This is a genomic window from Sphingobacterium zeae, assembly GCF_030818895.1.
GTDB lineage: Bacteria > Bacteroidota > Bacteroidia > Sphingobacteriales > Sphingobacteriaceae > Sphingobacterium > Sphingobacterium zeae.
This window is the reverse complement of record NZ_JAUTBA010000001.1, coordinates 1,174,593-1,195,317: the sequence shown is the minus strand read 5'-3', so window position 1 is coordinate 1,195,317 and position 20,725 is coordinate 1,174,593. Positions and strand designations below refer to the sequence as shown.

The following is a 20,725-nucleotide window of genomic DNA, read 5'->3' as shown; positions in this document are numbered from 1 at the left end:
ATTCACTATAAATCGTGTCCTCCATTGGAAAGAAAAAAATCAACTGGATAAATTCAATGCAATCCGATCGATTGGAAGCATAAAAAAGTAAGAAGATGATTTAAGTTAAATACAATTAAGATAAATGGCTAAAAATATTAAAGCGATCAAATGCCCGCATTGTGGGAGTATAAAAATCACCACACTACGTCCTGATTATTATAAATGTGACAGCTGCGGAACAGAATTTTTTCTCGATAGCGACGACATCAATATCAATCACAACTACAACTATCCGCGCAACAATACAGATCAATATAAAGCCCTACGGATTGTTCTGTTCGCCGTTGTCGGATTTATCGCGGTCATGTTTATCATCGGGGCGATCAGTGCTATTTTTTCCAAGAAGCCTGAGCCAAGTTATTCGACTTATAGTGGTTCCAATTCAGCGAACGAGAAAGAAGAGGCTGAGCCGCTTGAATGGAACTATGCGAGTAACACGTTATTCATGGACAAAAATAATACGCCGCATGTGGTGGTCGTTGGTAATGTAGGAACATTTAGGAAAAGAATGGATTCAGCCAAAGACAACAAGGTATACATTGGGCTTTTTGACCCTAAAACAGGTAAAAAAGAATGGGTAAAAGCATTGATGGAGACTCCTGTTGAATTATCGAGCAGCGACGTTAAACTTCAGGTATTTGAAGATCAAAACCTTTACATCATCGTCAAGTCCAAATACATCTATCAACTCGACAAAAACACGCTCACGTATAAGAGTGTTTTAGAAAATTATGTGAAAGATGCTCCATCTTTAAGTACTGGCATAGCCAAAGTTGAATTTAAGTATGAAGACTATGGTTCCGCTTATCAAATTATCAATAATGAAGGTCAAAATCTGGCTTATTACCCTTTAATAAATAAGGCGATACCGGATAAAGTGCTTTACGAGGAAAGAAGAAAGAAACTTCCAAATCCAACGACAAAAACGGAGTTTACTTTTTCAAGTAAGTCCAGCTATTATCCAGAGGAAAAAATTCAGTTAATCCAATATACTTACCATTATCAATATGGATATCCAAAAGATACCCCACGGTTTTCTTGGGATAAGGATTATGGCGGATCGGGTATTTTTACAGACCGAGATCCCTATAAAAAAGTATTAATCAATCCGTGGCAATTTAAAGGAGCGCGTTTGATTAACTTCAAAGACTTTACACCAGGCAGACTTTACTTTCAGCCGATAGTCGTCGCCCAGAATGACAAAACGCTCCTTATCGCCTATAAGCCCACACCAGCTGAAGACGATCCTTTCCAGATCCAACTATTGGACATCACAACTGGGGCCATACAAAAAACGTTTACTACTGACCTCAAGTCCATCTACGGAAATGGGACACTGTTAAAAGACGGCTTTATTGTAAGAGGCTCGAGTGATTATTATTATTTTGATAATAATGGAAAACAAATCAACAAATTTGAAGGGTATAATCCCAAATTCGACACGCTAAATTAATAACTATGGGACTATTTAATCTTTTTAATAACCAACTTTCTGAAGTTATCGAGTGGAAAAACCAAGACCCTCGATTATTATGGTATAAATTTCCATCCGAAAGGAATGAGATCAAAAATTCCAGCAAACTAATCCTCGCTCCAGGGCAGGGATGCATTCTTGTGTATGAAGGAAAAGGTGAGAGCCTGCTCACCGAGCCTGGAACGTATAACCTCAAAACGGACAACCATCCATTTTTTACTACGTTAGCACGACTACGGCAAAATTTCGAATCCGAACACAAACTGTATATCTACTTTTTTCGTACGGCAGCTATTGTAAATCAATCCTGGGGAACTGGATCTCCAATAAAATATATCGACCCTCATTACAACTTACCCGTAGAAATCGGCTTGAATGGCACGTTCTCTTACCTCATCAAGGAACCGGTGCATTTCTATAAAAACATTGTAGCCAATCAAAATACGGTCAGCACAGCGGTCATCCAGGACATCCTCAATAATCGCATTCCCCAACAAATAACCACACAGATTGCACAGAAGAAGCTGGGTTATAACGAAATTGACAGCCAATTAGCATTACTATCCAACGATATCAAGACTGCGGTAGAACAAGATTTTAAAGATCTCGGGCTCGACATTACAGATTTTAAAATTTTAGGAACCCAATTTGATGCGAATACGCAACGTAGAATTGGAGAAATCGCCGACCTAACCACACAAAATCAAGCCGCACAGCAAGCCGGCCTAAGCTATGTTGAATTAGAAAAATTACGTGCGCTTCGAGACGCCGCTAAGAATGAAGGTGGGATTGCGGGAGTGGGCGCACAACTTGGCGTCGGTATGGAACTGGGTAAGCAGTTTGACCTTCAAAAGGACGAGATCAAAGGGCATATACAGCAAGAAGGCGACTTCGTGGAAAAGCTCCAAAAGATGCAACTGCTACTTCGTGAAAACATCATTACGCAAGAAGAATTCGACGCACTTAAGAAACAGATCCTCAACAAAATATAACTCATCATGAAATATATATTTGGTATACTATTCACTTTGGTGATTCTTTTCATTGCTACCTATTTCCTTTTAGGAATGTGGGGCATCCGGCTATTAGACGCCGAAAATTTCAATAAAATTCTATGGACCACCGGGATACTGACCGTGACTTCGATCGTGCTCGTCTGCTTTGTTATCATTCCTTTCTTCGGATCAGGTAAACATGGAAATTTTGAAGATAAAGGAAAGGTTGCTCAGCGGAAAATAGATTAACGCTTTGTAGAATAAGGTAATGTTAAATCTGTATACATAATTTGCTTATTTAGGTAAATAGTTCGTGAATATTATCCAAAATGACGCAGTCATGTCATTTTAATTCCAAAAGAACTTTCAGTTTTAAATATCAAATAGTTAAATTTGTGAGATTAGCATAACAAATCAGATATAAGATAATATATAAACATGTCAGATAAAGCATCTATAAATTTAGACGGAACTTCGTATGACCTTCCGGTCGTTGTCGGTACTGAGAATGAAAAAGCAGTTGATATTTCCAAATTAAGAGATCTAAGCGGATTTATTACATTAGACCCAGGATATAAAAATACGGGTGCTACGAAGAGTGCGATTACTTTCCTTGACGGTGAAAAAGGCATATTGCGATATAGAGGATATCCCATTGAACAATTGGCAGAGAAATCGACTTTCCTGGAGGTTGCTTATTTGTTGATTTATGGAGAGCTTCCTAAAAAAGAGGTATTGGAAAAATTCAGAGCTGACATCAAAAAGCAAATGATGATTCACGAGGACATGAAAAATTTCTTCGCTGGATTTCCTTCCAAATCGCATCCAATGGGACAACTTTCCTGTTTAGTTGGTGCATTATCGGCATTTTACCCAGAATCTTTAAACCCAAACTTAACAGATGAAGAAGAGGATCAAACGATCATCAATCTTTTGGCAAAAATGCCAACGATCGTTTCTTGGATTCAGAAGAAATCATTAGGACACCCTGTTGTATACCCCAAAAATAACCTTGGCTACATCGACAACTTCCTGAATATGTTGTTCGGAGAAGTTAACGACGAAAAAACGTTCGATCCGGTTGTCATTGATGCTATGCACAAGTTGCTGATTTTGCATGCTGATCACGAGCAGAACTGTTCGACATCTACCGTTCGCATCGTAGGTTCGTCAAATGCAAACCTCTATGCATCTGTCGCTTCAGGTATTAATGCATTATGGGGCCCTTTGCATGGTGGTGCAAATCAGGCGGTAATTGAAATGTTAGAAGCTATTAAAAATGATGGTGGTGATGCCGAAAAATATCTTGCCAAAGCGAAAGACAAAAACGATCCTTTCCGTTTAATGGGATTTGGTCACCGCGTGTATAAAAACTTTGATCCACGTGCTAAAATCATCAAAAAAGCATGTGACGATATTTTGGAAAAATTAGGTGTGCAAGACCCTGTATTGGATATCGCGAAGAAATTAGAAGAAGCGGCATTGAATGACCAATACTTCATCGATAGAAAACTTTATCCAAATGTTGACTTCTATTCAGGTATCATCTACCGTGCATTAGGTTTCAAAGCAGATATGTTTACTGTATTATTTGCCTTAGGCCGTCTTCCAGGATGGATTGCACAATGGAAAGAAATGCGTGAAAACAAAGAGCCTATCGGTCGTCCTAGACAAGTATACGTTGGCCATACAGAACGTGACTACGTTGAATTCTCAAATCGTTAATTCGGTTTCGATTTATATCCGAAAAAGCATCCTTATAGGATGCTTTTTTCTTTTTAATGCAGCACCTTTGAATCTTTGGATGTACGAATGAGGCATTCAATCAAACAATAAACAGTGGCTCATCGTTACGCTATTGTCACGATAAACTACTTGTTAAGTATATTTTAATTTTTCCCTATCTAAATTCCCTGTTTTTCGTTAAGTTTGCGTATTAATTGGTCTCTTATTAAAAATCATTATAAATAAGACTTGCTAGAAAATGTACTACATATCTTGGTTCCTATTGCTATTTTTACCTTTATAGCAGCATTTACCTTATTTGCAGTATATGCCGAGCGAAAGATTGCGGGATTTGTCCAAGACCGGCTAGGCCCCATGGAAACTGGAAAGTATGGTAGTCTTCAAACCATCGCTGATATTCTCAAATTACTCCAAAAAGAACTGATCACCCCTTCATCTGCAGATAAGATTCTCTTTAGGATTGCTCCTATCATTATTTTTGTTGCCGTCTTTACAGGATTTGCCGTTATTCCTTGGGCAAAAGATTTTATTCCAGCCGATACGCATACCGGTTTATTCTTCATTATGGCGATAATTTCCATTGATGCTTTGGGCATTTTAATGGCTGGTTGGGGTTCCAACAATAAATATTCTTTGTTAGGCTCCATGCGTGCCATTGCACAGATGGTATCCTATGAAATACCGGTAGGCCTTTCGCTGATTACAGTTGTCATGCTTACACAAACCCTAAACCTGAATGAAATCGCTATTGGTCAGGGGATCCTGACCAATGGGAGCATTAAATTCCTGGGTATCTGGGAAGTTAATGAGATTGGCGGTCTCTTCGCCTGGAATATTTTTCAGGCTCCGCATTTGATTATCACCTACATCATATTCTTTATCGCTACCCTTGCCGAGTGTAATCGTGCTCCTTTTGATATTCCGGAAGCCGAATCTGAACTGGTGGGTGGTTTCCATACGGAATATGGTGGAATACAATTTGCGTTTATCTTTCTGGCTGAGTACGCCATGATGTTTTTGGTATCGATGTTGGGTGTTGTCCTCTTTTTAGGCGGATGGAACACGCCATTACCAAACATTGGGGCTGTACGCCTCGCAGATTGGACGACTGGTTTAGCCTGGGGAATATTTTGGACTTTAGCCAAATCATTCCTTATTGTAGGCATCCAAATGTGGATCCGTTGGACATTACCGCGGTTACGTGCAGACCAATTGATGAGTTTATGTTGGAAAGTATTGACACCGCTGGCTTTTCTGTGTATGGCCATCTCTGCCATTTGGCGAATTTTAGTTATAGCATAGGATATTATGATATTTAAAACGGCTTCGCATGCATTTCGTACGGCAATCAAAGGTTTATCTTTGACTGTCAAGCACCTGTTTGGGGCACGTCGCTCACGGACGGAATTGAATATCAAAGAAGACAACTATTTTGATCGGCAAGAAGGTATTGTGACCGTGCAGTATCCGCGTGAAAAAATGCCCATCCCCGATGTCGCACGTTACCAATTGCAGGTTGATATCGACGACTGTATTGTATGTGATCTTTGCGCTAAAGCATGTCCTGTGGACTGTATCGAAATTGAAGCGATCAAATCGCCGGAAGCAATCGGAAAGACTTCAGACGGTAGCGTCAAACGGTTATATCCCGCCAAATTCAATATTGACATGGCGAAGTGTATGTACTGTGGCTTATGCACGGTGGTATGTCCGACGGAATGTATTACCATGACGGATGCATATGACCGCAGCTCGCAAAAGCTGACCGATCTGATTTACGGATTCTCGGATATGACTGACGAGCAGGTAGCTCAACGCAAAGCTGAATGGACACAGTTTCAAGCTGAAAAGGAGGCAGCAAAGCAAAAATAGAAAATGGAAAGTATTTTGTTCTACGCTTTCGCTACCCTAGCAATCGGTTCGGCTCTTTTACTGGTGAATCTTAAAAATATCGCTCGCGCCTTATTCCTATTTTTTATTGTTCTATTTGCAATGGCAGGATTATATTTATTTGCTTTAGCTGATTTCGTGGCAATTACACAAATTATGGTCTATGTCGGCGGGGTACTTATTCTCATGCTGTTTGCCTTTATGCTCTCCAATAAAGAGCTCTTAAAAGATCTTCAAGATAACAGTGGCTCATTCTTAAGCATGCCTAAATGGCAAGCTATTCCAGTGGTGCTTGGTTTTCTGTTACTGATGCTTTATGGCATCTTTGAATGGCAACAGGCCCCATCAACCTGGATCATTCAGTCCATAGAAAATGGAAATAATATTACTGCGACTGATAACAATATTCATCAAATCGGATTACGTTTTATGACTTTTTACGTATTGCCTTTTGAAATTATATCGATATTTCTGATGATGGCTTTAATTGGAGCTTCTCATTTATCCAGAAAGGAGCGTACAATATGATTACGTTGACGCATTTCTTGGTGGTGAGTGCGTGTATCTTTAGCATTGGACTCTACACCGTTCTTTCCAAAAAAAATGCGATCATGATTTTGGTCGGTATTGAGTTGATGATCAATGCAGCTATCCTGAATTTTGTTGCCTTTGGGAAATATGATAAAGTGAGTTATGGCGGACAAATTTTTGCGTTGTTTGCGATTGTTCTAGCAGCGGCAGCTGTAGCCGTTGGACTGGCTATTGTATTAAATGTTTATAGACATTACAACACCATTAATCCGGATGAGGTAAACCAATTAAAAGACAAATAAACATTGGATCAAGTTGTTCACATATCGCCCCTTTTGACCGCACTAATTACCGTAGTGTCCCCATTAGCAGCGTTCTTATATCAATCTTTATTAGGTAAACGCGACCAGTCCGGTATTATCTCCCTCCTAGCCATTACCCTCAGCTTTATCGCTGGTGGACTCACTTGGTTTACCATATGGAATAATGCACCCGTAACAGTTCAGGCTGATTGGTTCACTATTGGCGAAACCTCATTTAAAGTTGGTATCCTGTTAAATAATTTAAGCACCTTAATGCTTTTTTTGGTACCTACTGTCGCGTTGCCGGTGCATATTTATTCCCGGGCATATATGAAAGGTGATCCCGGCATTCATCGCTATTGGATGTATCTAAGCCTGTTCTGTTTTGCCATGCTGGGATTGGTCATTATGGACAGCCTTTTGCTGATGTATGTCTTTTGGGAATTGGTTGGGTTTGCGTCCTATCTGCTGATCGGATTTTGGTTTACGCGCGAAACTGCTGTACAAGCCAATAAAAAGGCATTTTTAGTGAATCGCATCGGTGACCTCGGCTTTCTAATGGGCCTTGCGATCGTATTTACGCAGTTCAAGACACTTAATTTGGTCGATTTATTGGGTGATAATGGACTGATCTATCAATCCACAATCGTCGATGGACTGTGGGTATCTCCAGTCAATAGTTTACCTCAGATCTGGTTTACCCTAGGAGGACTAGCCTTTTTCTTGGCTGCTATGGCCAAATCAGCGCAATTTCCATTACATGTATGGCTTCCGGATGCCATGGAAGGCCCTACATCCGTATCGTCCCTGATCCATGCGGCGACTATGGTCGCAGCCGGCGTATTCCTATTGGCTACAGTATTTCCATTATTCAGCGAATCGGCATTACTATTTATCGCTATTATCGGTACCATCACGGCAGCTTCGGCAGCATACTTCGCCTTGGGCCAATATGACATCAAGCGTATTCTTGCCTTTTCGACCATATCGCAACTAGGCTTTATGATGGTTGGGATCGGCATTGGAACATGGGATGCTGCTTTGTTTCATCTCACGACGCATGCTTTCTTTAAGTGCCTTCTATTTCTTTCGGCCGGCGCAGTCATTCATGAAATGGCCCATCTGAAAACACATAGCCACCTAGACTTTGACCCGCAGGATTTACGTAACATGGGTGGATTACGTCAGTATATGCCGAATACCTTTCTGCTCATGAGTATAGCTTCATTGGCACTTGCAGGATTTCCGTTGACTTCGGGTTATTTATCCAAAGATAGTATCATCATTTCTTCATTTGAATGGGCACTTTCAAAAGGTAGCGTCTATCTTCTCATTCCTATTAGTTTGATTATAGTAAGTATCTTAACCGCATTCTACATTGGCCGTTTGCTATTTAAAGCTTTTTTTGGAAAGTTCCGGCTTTTGGATCAGCTTCAGGATAAACTTCATGGTCATCCACTGCATGATGCGCCAAAAACCATGTTGTTTCCGATGTTTATTTTGGGTGTATTCTGCTTATTCCCACTATTTTCGTTCAATCCATTTTCGTACCACGATTCCTGGTTGATGGACGGCTTATTGTTGGACGAATATATCTTTGCACCAAGTCACCTTGCACACCTAATTATTCCCGCGATCCTGCTCATTGGTTCTATCATTGGCTGGATTATCGGTTGGAAATGGTATGTCCAAAATAGATACCCATTCAAATCAGCTAATCCGGCACTGAAGGTTTCTTTAAATCAAGGATATATCAATCAGTTTTACGATGTAGTATTTGTTAAGGGCACATTAAAATTGGCTCAATTCTGTTATTGGTTTGACCAACATGTTGTTGATGCCTTTGTTTCTTTGATTCAGTCAATCGTGCTATCGCTTTCAAGATTAAGTGTTTGGATAGACAAATATATTATAGACGGCTTAGTCAATACGGTTGCTTCAGTAACCTATTGGACCGGTCATCAAGTCCGCTTGGTACAGAACGGGAAGATACAGACCGCTTTGTACTCCGTCTTTTTAATAGTTTTACTTGGTTTAATTTATCTTTTATTCTTTTAGGAAATGCCTATTTTATCCTTATTGATATTTTTACCGTTATTGGCTACGGCGCTTATTCTCGCCTTGCCAACACGATATAAATCGAGTTACAAATATATTGCGTTAGCAATTACCGCAATACAATTTGTACTGGCTGGATTGTGTTACGCACATTTTGATGCAAGCAAAACAGGTATTCAAGATCTGGGGGGCTATCAGTTTGTTGAGCAGCTTTCCTGGATTCGTTTAGATCTAGGATCAATAGGTAAGCTAGAAATTGACTATCTCATTGGTATTGATGGGATATCGATGCCCTTATTATTGCTGAGCGCTTTTGTGATGTTGATGGCTATCGGAGCCTCCTGGAATATACAGAAAAGTCCGAAGGGATACTTTGCGTTACTCATGGTCCTTAATATGGCTGTTATGGGGATTTTCTGTGCACTGGATTTTTTCCTGTTCTACCTTTTCTATGAAGTTATGTTACTTCCACTATATTTCCTGATCGGTATCTGGGGTGGTGCAAGACGCGAATACGCAGCCATCAAGTTCTTTTTATACACGCTATTTGGTTCTGTATTTATGCTATTGATCATCGTAGGACTATACTTTTCAGTGATCAACCCGATGACTGGGGCGCATACGTTCAATATGATCCATATGATGAACCCACAGAATTACCTTGAAGGATCTATTTTTGAGTGGGGTGGTTATCAGGAAATCTTGGGTATTTCGGCCAGACTGGTTGGCTTCATTGTCCTCTTTTTTGCCTTTGCCATTAAAGTGCCCATCGTGCCATTGCATACCTGGTTACCCGATGCCCACGTCGAAGCGCCGACTCCAGTATCTATTATTTTAGCAGGTATTCTTCTGAAAATTGGAGGTTACGGTATCATCCGTATCTGTTATAGCATCTTTCCCGACATGGCCGCCTTATCCAATTGGTGGCTTGGACTAATAGGCGTTGTTTCCATTATCTATGGAGCCTTAAACGCCTTATCACAAAAAGACCTCAAACGAATGATTGCGTATTCATCCGTTTCCCACATGGGCTTTGTTTTATTAGGTATTGCCTCATTGACTGCAGAAGGAATTTCTGGAGCGATGTTTCAGATGATCTCCCATGGGTTTTTATCCGCTGCACTCTTCTTTCTAGTCGGTGTAGTTTATGACCGTGTGCATGACAGAAATATCTATAGTTTTCGAGGTTTAGCTCAAATTATGCCCAAATATACGGGGTATGTTGCTGTTGCATTTTTTGCTTCCTTAGGTTTACCTGGCTTTTCAGCTTTTATTGGTGAAGCATTTGTCATTATCGGTTCATTCAATTCTGAAAGTGTTGGCACAGGTTTGCCACGTTGGATGGCACTCGCAGGTTCTGTGGGAATCTTATTGAGTGCAGCCTACCTACTTTGGACATTGCAGCGGATGTTCTTTGGGCAGATCCGTTTAAGAGGCGGTGAATCTTGGAGCAATGCACTGACAGATGTCAATCCGCGCGAGCAGGTGATCCTATTTCCAACGTTAGCGTTGGCCTTATTACTTGGCATTATGCCTGCTTTAGTTTTTAACAATTTAAACGCAAGTGTCCTGAATCTTGTAAGCTTTATTCAACAATTTATTTAAATCAGCATGCTCGCATTCAGTCCATATATCAGTTCATTCCTCGATCAGATTATCGTTAGTCTACCGTATTTTAAACCTGAACTGACACTGATCCTCACTTTTATTGGTACTATTCTCGCAAGTCTTTTTGCTGACAAGCACTGGAAGCATACGTCTTTTATGCTTACAATCATCGGATTATTGTTGAGTGGCTGTTACCTCGTTGGGCAAGGACTCAGTAAGGTAGAGATGGCTGGCTTTTTTGATATGATCCAGGTTGATGCCTTTGCTACTTCTGCACGATTGATTATCCTGTTGTCGACACTCCTTATTTGTATCTTTATTCAACAAGGTCATGGGAGACATGGCCGACCGCTAGGAGATCTATATGCTGTTTTACTGACTGCGACGTTAGGACTGGACCTATTGACCATGTCGAGCAACTGGCTGATGATTTTTATAGCCGTTGAAACCGTTTCCATTAGTTCCTATATCATGGTGGGGTACTTTTCAGCTACTAAAGTTCAGTCGGAGGCAGCTTTAAAATATGTACTCTTTGGATCGATTTGTGCGGCAGTGATGCTTTACGGTTTGTCTTTACTCTACGGTTTCACGGGGAACTTGAATTTTGATTCCCAGAGTCACATTGCTGGCCTTATGGAAGCACCAAAGGTCATGATCAGCATTGCGCTATTATTTTTATTGACGGGCATAGGCTTTAAACTGAGCTTTTTTCCTTTTCATGTCTGGAGTCCAGACGTTTATCAAGGTGCTCCCACAGTAATTACCACCTATCTGGCTACTGTACCAAAAATTGCAGTCGTCGTCCTATTATCCAGGCTCCTCGCCGCATGGCTTAATGTTTCCTTTTACTTTAGCGATTTCCTAACGTATGTGATTATTGGGGTAGCTATTGCAACCATGCTGATCGGTAATTTAGCAGCTTTACGTCAACAGGATGCGAAACGGATGATGGCCTATTCGTCGATTGGACATACGGGTATACTCCTGATGGCTGTATTGGTATATCAAAATAATGAGTCGAATGTATTGTTGTTTTACCTTTCCATATACGCTTTGATGAATATTGCTGTATTTATATTTATTGATGCCTTGGAAGTCAGTCTGGGGAGTACATCCATCGATTCCTATCGTGGCTTAGGAAAACAGTTTCCTCTTTTGTTTACTTCATTTTCAATTGTTCTAATCGCTTTAGTGGGGCTCCCTCCCACTGCGGGATTTGTCGGAAAGCTTTTGGTCTTTTCCAAAGTGTTCGAACAGTATCAAAACTTTCAATCCTTCGGTTTATTGGCATTGCTTATTGTCGGCGGACTGACCTCAGTTATCTCTTTATTTTACTATTTTAAAATTCCACTGAACGCGTTTTTAAGGGACAATACAGCATCTTCAACAATAAAAGTCAATGCTGTACTTTTATGTATTGGAATCCTATGTACCTTGGTAGTATTGTGTTTAGGAATTTTTCCGGATCTTTTGCTTTCGGCCTTTTAGAAAAACAGAGAAACTCCTTTCATTCTTAACAAATCTACGATCCTATTCAATCACTACATGTGCTGGTTGAATAGTAAGGATAAACTCCATAATATATTTATATTTCCTCAATAAAAGTATTATCTATGGTTGAGGAGAGACCGATAAATTGTTTTTTATGCAAAGCGCAATTAAATTGCATATAAAAAGCAATTTATCTAAGTTTGTACCATGATTAGTGCAATAGCAAATCCAATTTTTCAACGTGCTATCCAGGATTACCACGTATACGACCAGATTGATCATCCAATCCAAAATCCGTACGACAAACAATCCCTGGAACATCTTCTCTATTTAAAATGCTGGATTGACACCGTACAATGGCATATGGAAGATGTCGTGCGCGATCCCGCTATTGACCCGAAAGAAGGCTTACATTGGAAAAGACGAATTGATGAGTCCAATCAATATCGCACGGATACCGTAGAGTATATTGACAGCTATTTTCTACAGAAATTCCAGGAGATACAGGCTCGTCCTTCCGCAACGATCAATACGGAAAGTCCGGCGTGGGCTATTGATAGGCTTTCCATTCTGGCTTTAAAAATCTACCATATGGAACAGGAAACATTACGTACAGATGCTTCCGAGGCACACATTAATACCTGCCAAGAAAAGCTTAACGTCCTATTGGAACAAAGAAAAGATTTATCTCAAAGTATTGATGAATTGATGGATGCCATATCATCGGGCGATAAATACATGAAAGTCTATAAACAGATGAAAATGTATAACGATCCTTCATTGAACCCTGTCTTATATTCATCAGGAAAGTAAACATGTCGTTACCGCAACGGATCATAGTCACGCGATTTTCAGCTATGGGCGATGTTGCCATGGTTGCCTCTGTATTGAAAGAATTTTGCATACACTATCCTGATGTAGAAATCATCATGGTCAGCAGACCATTCTTTTCGCCATTCTTTGATGGAATAAAAAACCTCAGGTTCCACGCGATAGAACCGAAAACCATTCATAAAGGTTTTTGGGGCCTGTTCAGGCTAAAAAAAGAGCTTGCGCAGTATGGCCCAGATGCCGTAGCTGACTTACATTTCAATTTGCGTTCGCGTGTGCTAGATTTATTGTTTTCCTTATCGGGCGTAAAAGTAAAGCAGCTTGACAAAGGGCGTGAAGAGAAAAAAGCGCTTATCAGGAAAAAAAACAAAATCAAAGTTCCACTGAGACTAACGGTAGAACGCTATGCAGATGTATTTCGGACATTAGGTTTTAAATTTGAGCTCAGTCATAAATTGGTTGCCAATTTGCAGGATGTACCTAAAGTTGCTTTTAGTATGTTTGCGAATTTCGATCGAAAGAAAATTGGTATAGCGGCTTTTGCGCAACATCGATATAAGATTCTTTCCTTGGTAAAAATGGGACAGATCATAGATTATCTGGCACATCATGGATATGACGTATTGCTTTTTGGAGGTGGTCAGGAAGAGTTTCAAATAGCCCAAAACTGGACAGAAAGTTTTCCGAACACTCACAATACGATCGGAAAATTTACGTTGAGAGAAGAACTGGATTTAATTTCAAATTTGGATCTTATGATCAGCATGGATTCTTCGGGTCTTCATATGGCCTCCCTAATGGGTGTACGATGCCTTTCCTTGTGGGGAGCAACACACCCTTACGCGGGATTTACGGGTTACGGTCAACAGTTAGCAGATTGTATCCAAGTTGAACATCCCAATAGACCAAGTTCAGTGTATGGGAATAAGTCCTGCATCTGTGACGGGGTAGAGGCAATTGATTTAATTACGCCGGAGATGGTGATTGAACGAATAAACGGAATAAGATGAGGATTGGATTTGATGCAAAACGTTATTTCTTAAACAATACCGGTTTGGGAAATTACAGCCGCGACTTAATTCGTATACTCGAAAAGTATGCTCCGGAAAATGAGTATCTAAAATACACGCCGAAAACTGGCCATCAATATATCCATCAACCCACAGCTCAAAATAATATTCGTTTACCACAAGGGCTGATCAACACCACATGGCCCAACCTCTGGCGCAACCAACGTATTGTGGATGATTTAAAGAAAGATAAAGTTGACATTTTCCATGGACTATCGGGTGAAATCCCATTAGGTTTAGCAAAGGCTCATATTAAATCTATCGTTACCATTCATGATTTAATTTTTCTGAGACACCCTGAACTTTATCATCCAATTGACCGTTGGATTTATAAAAAGAAATTCAAACATGCATGCGAGACTTCCGATCGTATCGTTGCCATAAGTCAATGTACTAAAAACGATATTGTCGACCTCTTTCATATACCGGAAGAAAAAATTGATGTCGTTTACCAAGGCTGTCACGAAGCATTCAAGAGCACTAAAACATCAGAACAGAAGGCTAATCTAAGAAATAAATTAAAATTACCACAGGAGTTCTTACTAAATGTTGGAACCATTGAGGCGCGTAAAAATATATTATCGGTGGTGAAGGCCATAAAAGACCTTGATATTCCACTTGTGATTGTGGGTAAACCAACACGTTACCATCAAGAGATCCTTGCCTATATTCAGCAAAACAATATGGAGCACAGGATACACTTTTTGCAAGGCTTAGCGATGGAAGAATTGGCTATTCTCTATGCATCGGCAACGGTCTTCATTTATCCGTCAATTTATGAAGGCTTTGGCATTCCTATTATAGAGGCGCTTTACTCAGGTACTCCTGTTATCACAAGTAATATGGGCGTCTTCCCAGAAGCGGGGGGACCGGCATCTTGCTATATTGACCCTACCAATATTTCAAAGATACAGCATGCCATAAAATCATTACTTAGTGATTCTTCCAAGCGAGATGAAATGATCAAAAAAGGACTAGAATTTGTTAAAAAGTTTAATGATGACAACCTCGCTGCACAATGGAAGAAGCAATATTTAACACTTTAGTCCTCCGATTTCACAACAGGTATTACTTTCTGTAGTTTTTTCCAGTGTTGTGACCGATCTCCATAGATCAATAATTTACCGAGCTTGTATTTAAATTTCATTATCCCCTGGTAGTCATCAGGCACTATGCGATAAGGGACTGTTGGGTCTTCATGGATAACATCGTTTACGGCCCTCGTATAAACTGTTGGTCCCGTCATGCCGTGCACGTCATGTGGAAATTTATTTTGCTGAATGTTTTCAACAATATACTTTATCGTTCGTTCCAGAAAAGGATGCCCCTTTTCAAATATCAGCGCCCATTGCGCAAAAAGATTTTGGTGGTTCTTTTCACGCGTGATAACGGCATGGTCATCGTCTTGCAGGTATTTATCCAGATTAACAAGAATATCGCTATCGAGATCTAGGTATACTCCTCCATATATGTATAAAACAGCATAACGAAAAAAATCAGCTTTTGCTGCGCCAATCTGAAGTCTGGAGTATGCTTTATAGATCTCTTCATTAAATGATTCCTTTATAAATGCATCTACGCGTTGATCGTCGTAAAACTCATATTTGTAGCCTTTATTTTTTCGTCTAAAGCTCTTAATGTATAACTTTGTTAACCAAGGTATTTGGTTAGTTTTAAACGTCTGATAGATTACTTTCGGTATAGCCATTCCCTTATTTCAAAAGTTTTTTATAAAGTTCCCAATATTCAGCAGCTGCTTTATCCCATGAAAACTGAGCCGCCCAAGATTTAATTTCTGCGGTACGATCTTCGCTATAGATAATATCCATCAGATTGGATTTCCCAAATTCGATCAAATAATCTGGATCTGTGGATTCCAAAAAGAAAGCTTCAGGTCCTCCGATTTCTGGGAGACAGGTGTATGTTGATAACAGCACCTTTTTGCCGAATGACATCGCCTCAATAACAGGTAATCCAAAACCCTCTGCAATGGATGGAAAAACAAATAAAGCACAATTTTTTAAATAATTATATTTCTCTGCTTCTGTTATCGGCCCAGTGAGCCGCAGACGTTCCGAAATCCCAAGTTTAGCAGCTAAATCAAGGATATATTGATTATAATCTGGTTCTGCTATAATGCCACTAATGATCAATTCCAAATCATTCCCAACCAATAAATAAAGCAACGTATGAAAATTTTTCTTACGGTTTATGGTGCCAATAGAATAAATGAAAGGTTTATGCTCATCACTTTTGTGCGATGAATCTAACTGATCCGAATATTTCTGTTCAATATTATTTCCATTATAAATCACATGAAGTGGCTTTCCTTGTAAACTACAATAATCTTCGAGGTCCTGTTTTACATACTGGGATATCGCAACAATCACATCTGCTTTATCCAAATTATTCTGCAAGCTTTTCAAGTATTTTTTTTCCTTTTCGACTGACTTATTTTCTTTTAGGAAGTTTAGGTCATGAATGGTAGAAAGAACTTTAATTTTGTTATTACGTGGAAAGTATGAACTTAGCTGAAATGTAGAATGCCAGAGATCGCTATTGGAAAATCGCGGCATCCAGAATTTTTGCAGCGATTTTTGCCGATAATAGTTTGCCCCGGGCCCAAAATCTTCGTTCGCAGGATTATTTGTATAAAATATCATTGCATAAGGATCGGCCGTCTTGTGTAATAAAGCATTTCCTAGTTGTTTACAAAAGTGATATAAGCCCGTATGCGGATATCTCATCCGTTCGGCATCAAATATGATCTGTTTTTTCTTCATTCGTTATCGTTAACCAAAGATAGGCTGTTCGATTTGTTTTTCATATTTTTTATCCCAAATCATCATTTAAAATTCTGGGACGGGGTCTACTTATTGAACTATTTTATCGATGGCCGGATAAAAACGTTGCGTTCAAAAACTCTTCCTCTTGCGAAATTGTGTGGTTAGCAGCAAAGTATGCCAATCCTTCTTGACGGATTTTATGATAATAAGGTTCATCCAAAAAAAGGCGATTGATTGCTGACGCAAATTCCTGCCCGGACTGAGTTACGATACAACCATTCTGTCTTTTATTAAATAAACCATCTATTCCGCGCGGGTTAGTAACGACAGGTAGGCCATAGGACAAGGCTTCTACAACCTTGATTTTTATTCCGGTACCGCTGATCATCGGACATATTGCTACTTTGGCATCTCGATACTGTGCATCTAGATCATCTACCATTCCTAATTTTACAATCTGTTCGGTATCTGGGAAATACCCACATATCTTACCGATCACAACAATCTTTATATTGGCATCGATATATTGTAAAGCATTTTGCAGGAACCAATCCGCTCCTCTAACATTATGAGGGTTATCGCTGGCGATATAGATAAGTTTAGCAGAGGTACTGTCTTCTTGTCCTTCTAAAACATTTTGCTTAAATGAAATGGGAAGCTGCAGTACTGAACGACTGGTAAATTGCTCAAAAATATATTTTTCCTCAACCGAATAGGTCCATATCTGATCAAATTGATTGAGAATCTTGAGTTCGTTCTTGAAGATACCCGATATTCTCGAATGATTTCCCTTATGGCAGGTGGCGTATTGGCCGGTGATAAAATCGTGCGTGTCAATAATCGCCTTATTGTAATTTTTCAGCTCCTTGATCAGATTTCCCCAATGAACATAGCTGATTATCACAAAATCATATATTTCATCCTTCGTAATCGACCTGAAATTCTTCTTCAGATACCACGTTGTAAAATCTATTTTATGCCTAAAGTAATTGAACAATACTTCCGGTATTTTATATTTGAATAAGTACTGAAGAAAAGTCGACCGCGGAACTTTACGGTCAATTATTTTAAAGTTGATTGTTGGATAAGCGATTCTAAATTTTTCAATAGAGGCATCATCCCAATTTCCCCAGAGACGCTCAGTTACATAGTCAACTGTAAATTCTTGGTTATTGTGATTAAAATAATCAAGCATCTGAGTAAATCGAGTGATATTGCCCGCTCGCCCCTGATAAGGATTATCTGGCACAAAATAAAGGATCTTTTTCTTGTTGGACATTTAAAATGTAATTAAAAATCGATACGTTATATAGACAGTTGATTTTTATCTAATACAATTATTATTAAACTAATTTCTTTATTTACCATGACCCAATCAATTAGAAATAATGTCGATAAGTAAATCTTGAAGAAATTATATAAAGCACGCTAAACATAGTAAACGTTTAACGCCTTTCAATTACAGTCATCTAGACAGTATTTTTATTAACGAAAATAAGCCAGAAAACGCAACAATAAGAATCAAACATTTAAATAAATCATAACCACCTAAAGCTCGCGAAGCCCATATTTGTTTTCTCATTTATACCCCTGTTTTTATTGTTTAAAATTATCGACCAAATCGATCCATTGTCTTTCAATTAAAGAATGCGAACATTTTTCAAGGATAAACTCTTTTCCCGCGCCTCCAATCGCATTTCGCTCCACCTCATTATCCATCAGTTCAGACAGGTATGCCTGCAGTTGTTCATTATTATCGGCTAGATAACCTGTTTTTTTGTGTAAAATCAATTCATTTACACCCGAACAGGATGCCAGGCCTAAACAGGGCAGACCAACGGACATCGCTTCAGCTAGTGCCAGCCCAAATCCTTCGTATTTACTTGGAAAAATAAAAATATCTGCTTCTTTCATGTGACGAATTGGATCATCTGTAAACCCTCTCAAAAACACACGGTTCTCAAGTTTTAACGATTTTATTTTCTTCTTTAAAAGTTTAAAATCTTTTCCTTCACCCCAAAATTCCAAAATCCAATTTGGTTTTGAAGCCGCCAAAGCATTAAAAACATCTATCGCAAGATCTTGTTGTTTGCAGCTTACATTAAGTGTACCTACATGAGTCACCTTATGCCTATCCTTTTGATTTGATGGAAAGTGCGTATTATCTGAACCATTAATAGGATTAGAAATAACAAAAACCTTGCCTGTAAAGCTTTTCGGAATATAACTCCGATAACTTTCGAATAATACCTGAATGCCGGATAAATGCCTATAGGCCGCTTCCAATAATTTCATTTCATAGTCGGGCCTATACCAAAGTATATCGCTATAATCGTAATCAGGGCGACCGTTTGTCGAATTAATAATTGGAATATCATATTCATTATTATAGGTGATCTCCAATAAAGAGCCGATAGACATTGTAATAATCACATCGGGGCTGATTCCATCTATATACTTTTTCCATTGCACAGCTCTGGCAGACAGATTATGAAAATATAGCTTTTCCTCACCTCCAGTATCCTGAATAATTTTCCTGTTTTTGGCTTTAGCGAATTTTTTCTCTAGTTTAAAGCTCAACCACCTTAGAGGATTTTTACCTAGGTAATTATAAATTGGCAAAAATTTTATTTGACCATCATTTTCACTATAAATATTTTTGACTTCAATATTTTCGGAAAGCGGAAAAACTGGTTTGCCCGCTATTTTTTCATTCGTACCAATGATGACTTCATGACCACCCGCTTCGAATGTATTTGCCAAAAACGAGCATATTTTCTCCGTTCCTCCTGAGCCATTGATAAAATTTGCATGCTGAACAATTAAAATCCTCATCTCAATCTTGCATTAATTTTTTGACGCACACGCCGGCGCAACGAAGAAAAAGGAATAAATTTTGCCGCAAAAAGCACTATTTTTCTCCTAATAGCTGTTTTGTTACAGTACTCTCGATATCTATCGTCAAATTCGATGCTGCTTTTACTTTGTAAAAATAACTGAAAAGGAACACTTAATTTCTTATAATCCATAGCCGAAAGATATGGATTTACATGACTATCAAAATATTTGTGAATCGTATGAAATAGGTATTCCTTTTGTTTTAAATTTAAAGGCATCCCTAAATACCTGAACTCAAAAGGTTCGTGCTCAAGAAATCTCGCCAAATGAAGACTTTTATTCAGATATAGACTATAATGCGTATAAAAGTTTTCCAACACGGCAAACCACTGCGGAATTTGCTTTAAGAGTTTATCTGCTTGTTTATTTATTGCCTGATGATTCTGTTCATCATGTTTCCGATAAAAATATAATGCATCGGCTGTCGATCCGATGCGGTTCGTCAATGCTAACAACTGATGAGAAAATAAACCATCCTCACACGGCTGGATGTCATTGGGGAAGCATACGATGGGATTGTCTTTGATGAAATTTCTGCGAATCAGCATCGCCCATCCCGGTAAAGCTGGAGGATCGGGCAAACGGTTTATGTAATATTCTCCCAACACCACAATATCAGCATCACTTTTCTCTCCAATACAATACGAATTGCGCAAAAAATCTTTATCAATTGTATCATCCGAATCCATAAAGTAGATATATTTCCCTTCGGCATTTTCCATCCCGCGATTCCTTGCGGCCGACACGCCTAAATTCGGCTGGTCTAAAAATCTAACTCGTGCATGCAGGGCAAGATAACGCTTACAAATTGCAGCAGAAGAATCTGTACTCCCATCATTTACCAGAATTAATTCAAAGTCTTCAAAAGTTTGATTAAGTACGCTCTCAATCGCCTCGCCCAAAAACTTATCCACATTAAAAACTGGCATAACAACGGAAACACCAATCTCCTTATCCCTTACTAAATCAGAACTTTCCAAATTAATTACATTTTGATAAACTA

General features: G+C 39.1%; 19 protein-coding genes. 14 read left to right on the top strand and 5 right to left on the bottom strand.

Features of this window, described 5'->3' with window-relative positions:
• Window positions 1–124 precede the first annotated feature (124 nt).
• The 14 genes from QE382_RS04835 (at window position 125) to QE382_RS04770 (ending at window position 15,084) form a co-directional block, all read left to right on the top strand.
• Window positions 125–1,495: a hypothetical protein gene (locus QE382_RS04835; RefSeq protein ID WP_307184915.1), complete on the top strand. Its 1,371-nt coding sequence runs from the start codon at window positions 125–127 to the stop codon at window positions 1,493–1,495.
• A gap of 5 nt (window positions 1,496–1,500) precedes the next feature.
• Window positions 1,501–2,508: an SPFH domain-containing protein gene (locus tag QE382_RS04830; RefSeq protein WP_307184914.1), complete on the top strand. Its 1,008-nt coding sequence runs from the start codon at window positions 1,501–1,503 to the stop codon at window positions 2,506–2,508.
• Between the two features lie 6 nt (window positions 2,509–2,514).
• Complete coding sequence (locus QE382_RS04825; RefSeq protein WP_307184913.1) at window positions 2,515–2,760, top strand: hypothetical protein; 246 nt, start codon at window positions 2,515–2,517, stop codon at window positions 2,758–2,760.
• Window positions 2,761–2,949: 189 nt separating this feature from the next.
• Entirely contained in the window at window positions 2,950–4,236 is a 1,287-nt protein-coding gene (locus QE382_RS04820; protein ID WP_209580544.1) for a citrate synthase, read from the top strand.
• Window positions 4,237–4,485: 249 nt separating this feature from the next.
• A complete protein-coding gene (nuoH, locus tag QE382_RS04815) occupies window positions 4,486–5,559 on the top strand; it encodes an NADH-quinone oxidoreductase subunit NuoH (protein ID WP_209580543.1) in 1,074 nt (357 codons plus the stop codon).
• Window positions 5,560–5,565: 6 nt separating this feature from the next.
• A complete protein-coding gene (locus QE382_RS04810; protein ID WP_307184912.1) occupies window positions 5,566–6,129 on the top strand; it encodes a 4Fe-4S binding protein in 564 nt (187 codons plus the stop codon).
• 3 nt (window positions 6,130–6,132) lie between these two features.
• Window positions 6,133–6,675 carry an NADH-quinone oxidoreductase subunit J family protein gene (locus QE382_RS04805; RefSeq protein WP_307184911.1) on the top strand — a complete coding sequence of 181 codons (543 nt, stop codon included), beginning with the start codon at window positions 6,133–6,135 and terminating at the stop codon, window positions 6,673–6,675.
• The gene (gene nuoK, locus QE382_RS04800; RefSeq protein ID WP_209580538.1) at window positions 6,672–6,980 is read left to right on the top strand and encodes an NADH-quinone oxidoreductase subunit NuoK; all 309 of its coding nucleotides are present in this window, start codon (window positions 6,672–6,674) and stop codon (window positions 6,978–6,980) included. Before QE382_RS04805 ends, nuoK begins: the two co-directional genes overlap by 4 nt.
• A gap of 3 nt (window positions 6,981–6,983) precedes the next feature.
• Entirely contained in the window at window positions 6,984–9,038 is a 2,055-nt protein-coding gene (locus QE382_RS04795) for an NADH-quinone oxidoreductase subunit 5 family protein (protein WP_307184910.1), read from the top strand.
• Window positions 9,039–9,041: 3 nt separating this feature from the next.
• Window positions 9,042–10,643 (top strand): complex I subunit 4 family protein, encoded by a 1,602-nt coding sequence (locus QE382_RS04790; RefSeq protein WP_307184909.1) that lies wholly within the window; start codon window positions 9,042–9,044, stop codon window positions 10,641–10,643.
• Between the two features lie 6 nt (window positions 10,644–10,649).
• Window positions 10,650–12,134 carry an NADH-quinone oxidoreductase subunit N gene (locus tag QE382_RS04785; RefSeq protein ID WP_307184908.1) on the top strand — a complete coding sequence of 495 codons (1,485 nt, stop codon included), beginning with the start codon at window positions 10,650–10,652 and terminating at the stop codon, window positions 12,132–12,134.
• A gap of 210 nt (window positions 12,135–12,344) precedes the next feature.
• Window positions 12,345–12,950: a DUF4254 domain-containing protein gene (locus QE382_RS04780; protein WP_307184907.1), complete on the top strand. Its 606-nt coding sequence runs from the start codon at window positions 12,345–12,347 to the stop codon at window positions 12,948–12,950.
• Between the two features lie 2 nt (window positions 12,951–12,952).
• On the top strand, window positions 12,953–13,978 hold the full coding sequence (locus QE382_RS04775) for a glycosyltransferase family 9 protein (protein WP_307184906.1): 1,026 nt from the start codon (window positions 12,953–12,955) through the stop codon (window positions 13,976–13,978).
• Entirely contained in the window at window positions 13,975–15,084 is a 1,110-nt protein-coding gene (locus QE382_RS04770; protein WP_307184905.1) for a glycosyltransferase family 4 protein, read from the top strand. Before QE382_RS04775 ends, QE382_RS04770 begins: the two co-directional genes overlap by 4 nt.
• Here QE382_RS04770 and QE382_RS04765 read toward each other — a convergent pair.
• From QE382_RS04765 to QE382_RS04745, 5 genes are all read right to left on the bottom strand, one after another.
• Entirely contained in the window at window positions 15,081–15,746 is a 666-nt protein-coding gene (locus QE382_RS04765) for a glycosyltransferase family 32 protein (protein WP_307184904.1), read from the bottom strand. The genes QE382_RS04770 and QE382_RS04765 overlap by 4 nt on opposite strands.
• A gap of 4 nt (window positions 15,747–15,750) precedes the next feature.
• Window positions 15,751–16,821, bottom strand: coding sequence for a glycosyltransferase family 4 protein (locus QE382_RS04760; RefSeq protein ID WP_307184903.1), 1,071 nt, complete (start codon window positions 16,819–16,821; stop codon window positions 15,751–15,753).
• A gap of 103 nt (window positions 16,822–16,924) precedes the next feature.
• Window positions 16,925–18,103: a glycosyltransferase family 4 protein gene (locus tag QE382_RS04755; protein WP_307184902.1), complete on the bottom strand. Its 1,179-nt coding sequence runs from the start codon at window positions 18,101–18,103 to the stop codon at window positions 16,925–16,927.
• Between the two features lie 317 nt (window positions 18,104–18,420).
• Window positions 18,421–19,659: a glycosyltransferase gene (locus QE382_RS04750; protein ID WP_307184901.1), complete on the bottom strand. Its 1,239-nt coding sequence runs from the start codon at window positions 19,657–19,659 to the stop codon at window positions 18,421–18,423.
• Entirely contained in the window at window positions 19,656–20,702 is a 1,047-nt protein-coding gene (locus QE382_RS04745) for a glycosyltransferase family 2 protein (protein ID WP_307184900.1), read from the bottom strand. Before QE382_RS04745 ends, QE382_RS04750 begins: the two co-directional genes overlap by 4 nt.
• Window positions 20,703–20,725 lie beyond the last annotated feature (23 nt).

Excerpts from the sequence above, each read along its gene's own strand:
- QE382_RS04835 (WP_307184915.1), top strand. The coding sequence starts at position 125 with ATGGCTAAAAATATTAAAGCGATCAAATGCCCGCATTGTGGGAGTATA.
- QE382_RS04830 (WP_307184914.1), top strand. The coding sequence starts at position 1,501 with ATGGGACTATTTAATCTTTTTAATAACCAACTTTCTGAAGTTATCGAG.
- QE382_RS04825 (WP_307184913.1), top strand. The coding sequence starts at position 2,515 with ATGAAATATATATTTGGTATACTATTCACTTTGGTGATTCTTTTCATT.
- QE382_RS04820 (WP_209580544.1), top strand. The coding sequence starts at position 2,950 with ATGTCAGATAAAGCATCTATAAATTTAGACGGAACTTCGTATGACCTT.
- QE382_RS04810 (WP_307184912.1), top strand. The coding sequence starts at position 5,566 with ATGATATTTAAAACGGCTTCGCATGCATTTCGTACGGCAATCAAAGGT.
- QE382_RS04805 (WP_307184911.1), top strand. The coding sequence starts at position 6,133 with ATGGAAAGTATTTTGTTCTACGCTTTCGCTACCCTAGCAATCGGTTCG.
- nuoK (WP_209580538.1), top strand. The coding sequence starts at position 6,672 with ATGATTACGTTGACGCATTTCTTGGTGGTGAGTGCGTGTATCTTTAGC.
- QE382_RS04790 (WP_307184909.1), top strand. The coding sequence starts at position 9,042 with ATGCCTATTTTATCCTTATTGATATTTTTACCGTTATTGGCTACGGCG.
- QE382_RS04785 (WP_307184908.1), top strand. The coding sequence starts at position 10,650 with ATGCTCGCATTCAGTCCATATATCAGTTCATTCCTCGATCAGATTATC.
- QE382_RS04780 (WP_307184907.1), top strand. The coding sequence starts at position 12,345 with ATGATTAGTGCAATAGCAAATCCAATTTTTCAACGTGCTATCCAGGAT.
- QE382_RS04775 (WP_307184906.1), top strand. The coding sequence starts at position 12,953 with ATGTCGTTACCGCAACGGATCATAGTCACGCGATTTTCAGCTATGGGC.
- QE382_RS04770 (WP_307184905.1), top strand. The coding sequence starts at position 13,975 with ATGAGGATTGGATTTGATGCAAAACGTTATTTCTTAAACAATACCGGT.
- QE382_RS04765 (WP_307184904.1), bottom strand. The coding sequence starts at position 15,746 with ATGGCTATACCGAAAGTAATCTATCAGACGTTTAAAACTAACCAAATA.
- QE382_RS04760 (WP_307184903.1), bottom strand. The coding sequence starts at position 16,821 with ATGAAGAAAAAACAGATCATATTTGATGCCGAACGGATGAGATATCCG.
- QE382_RS04755 (WP_307184902.1), bottom strand. The coding sequence starts at position 18,103 with ATGTCCAACAAGAAAAAGATCCTTTATTTTGTGCCAGATAATCCTTAT.
- QE382_RS04750 (WP_307184901.1), bottom strand. The coding sequence starts at position 19,659 with ATGAGGATTTTAATTGTTCAGCATGCAAATTTTATCAATGGCTCAGGA.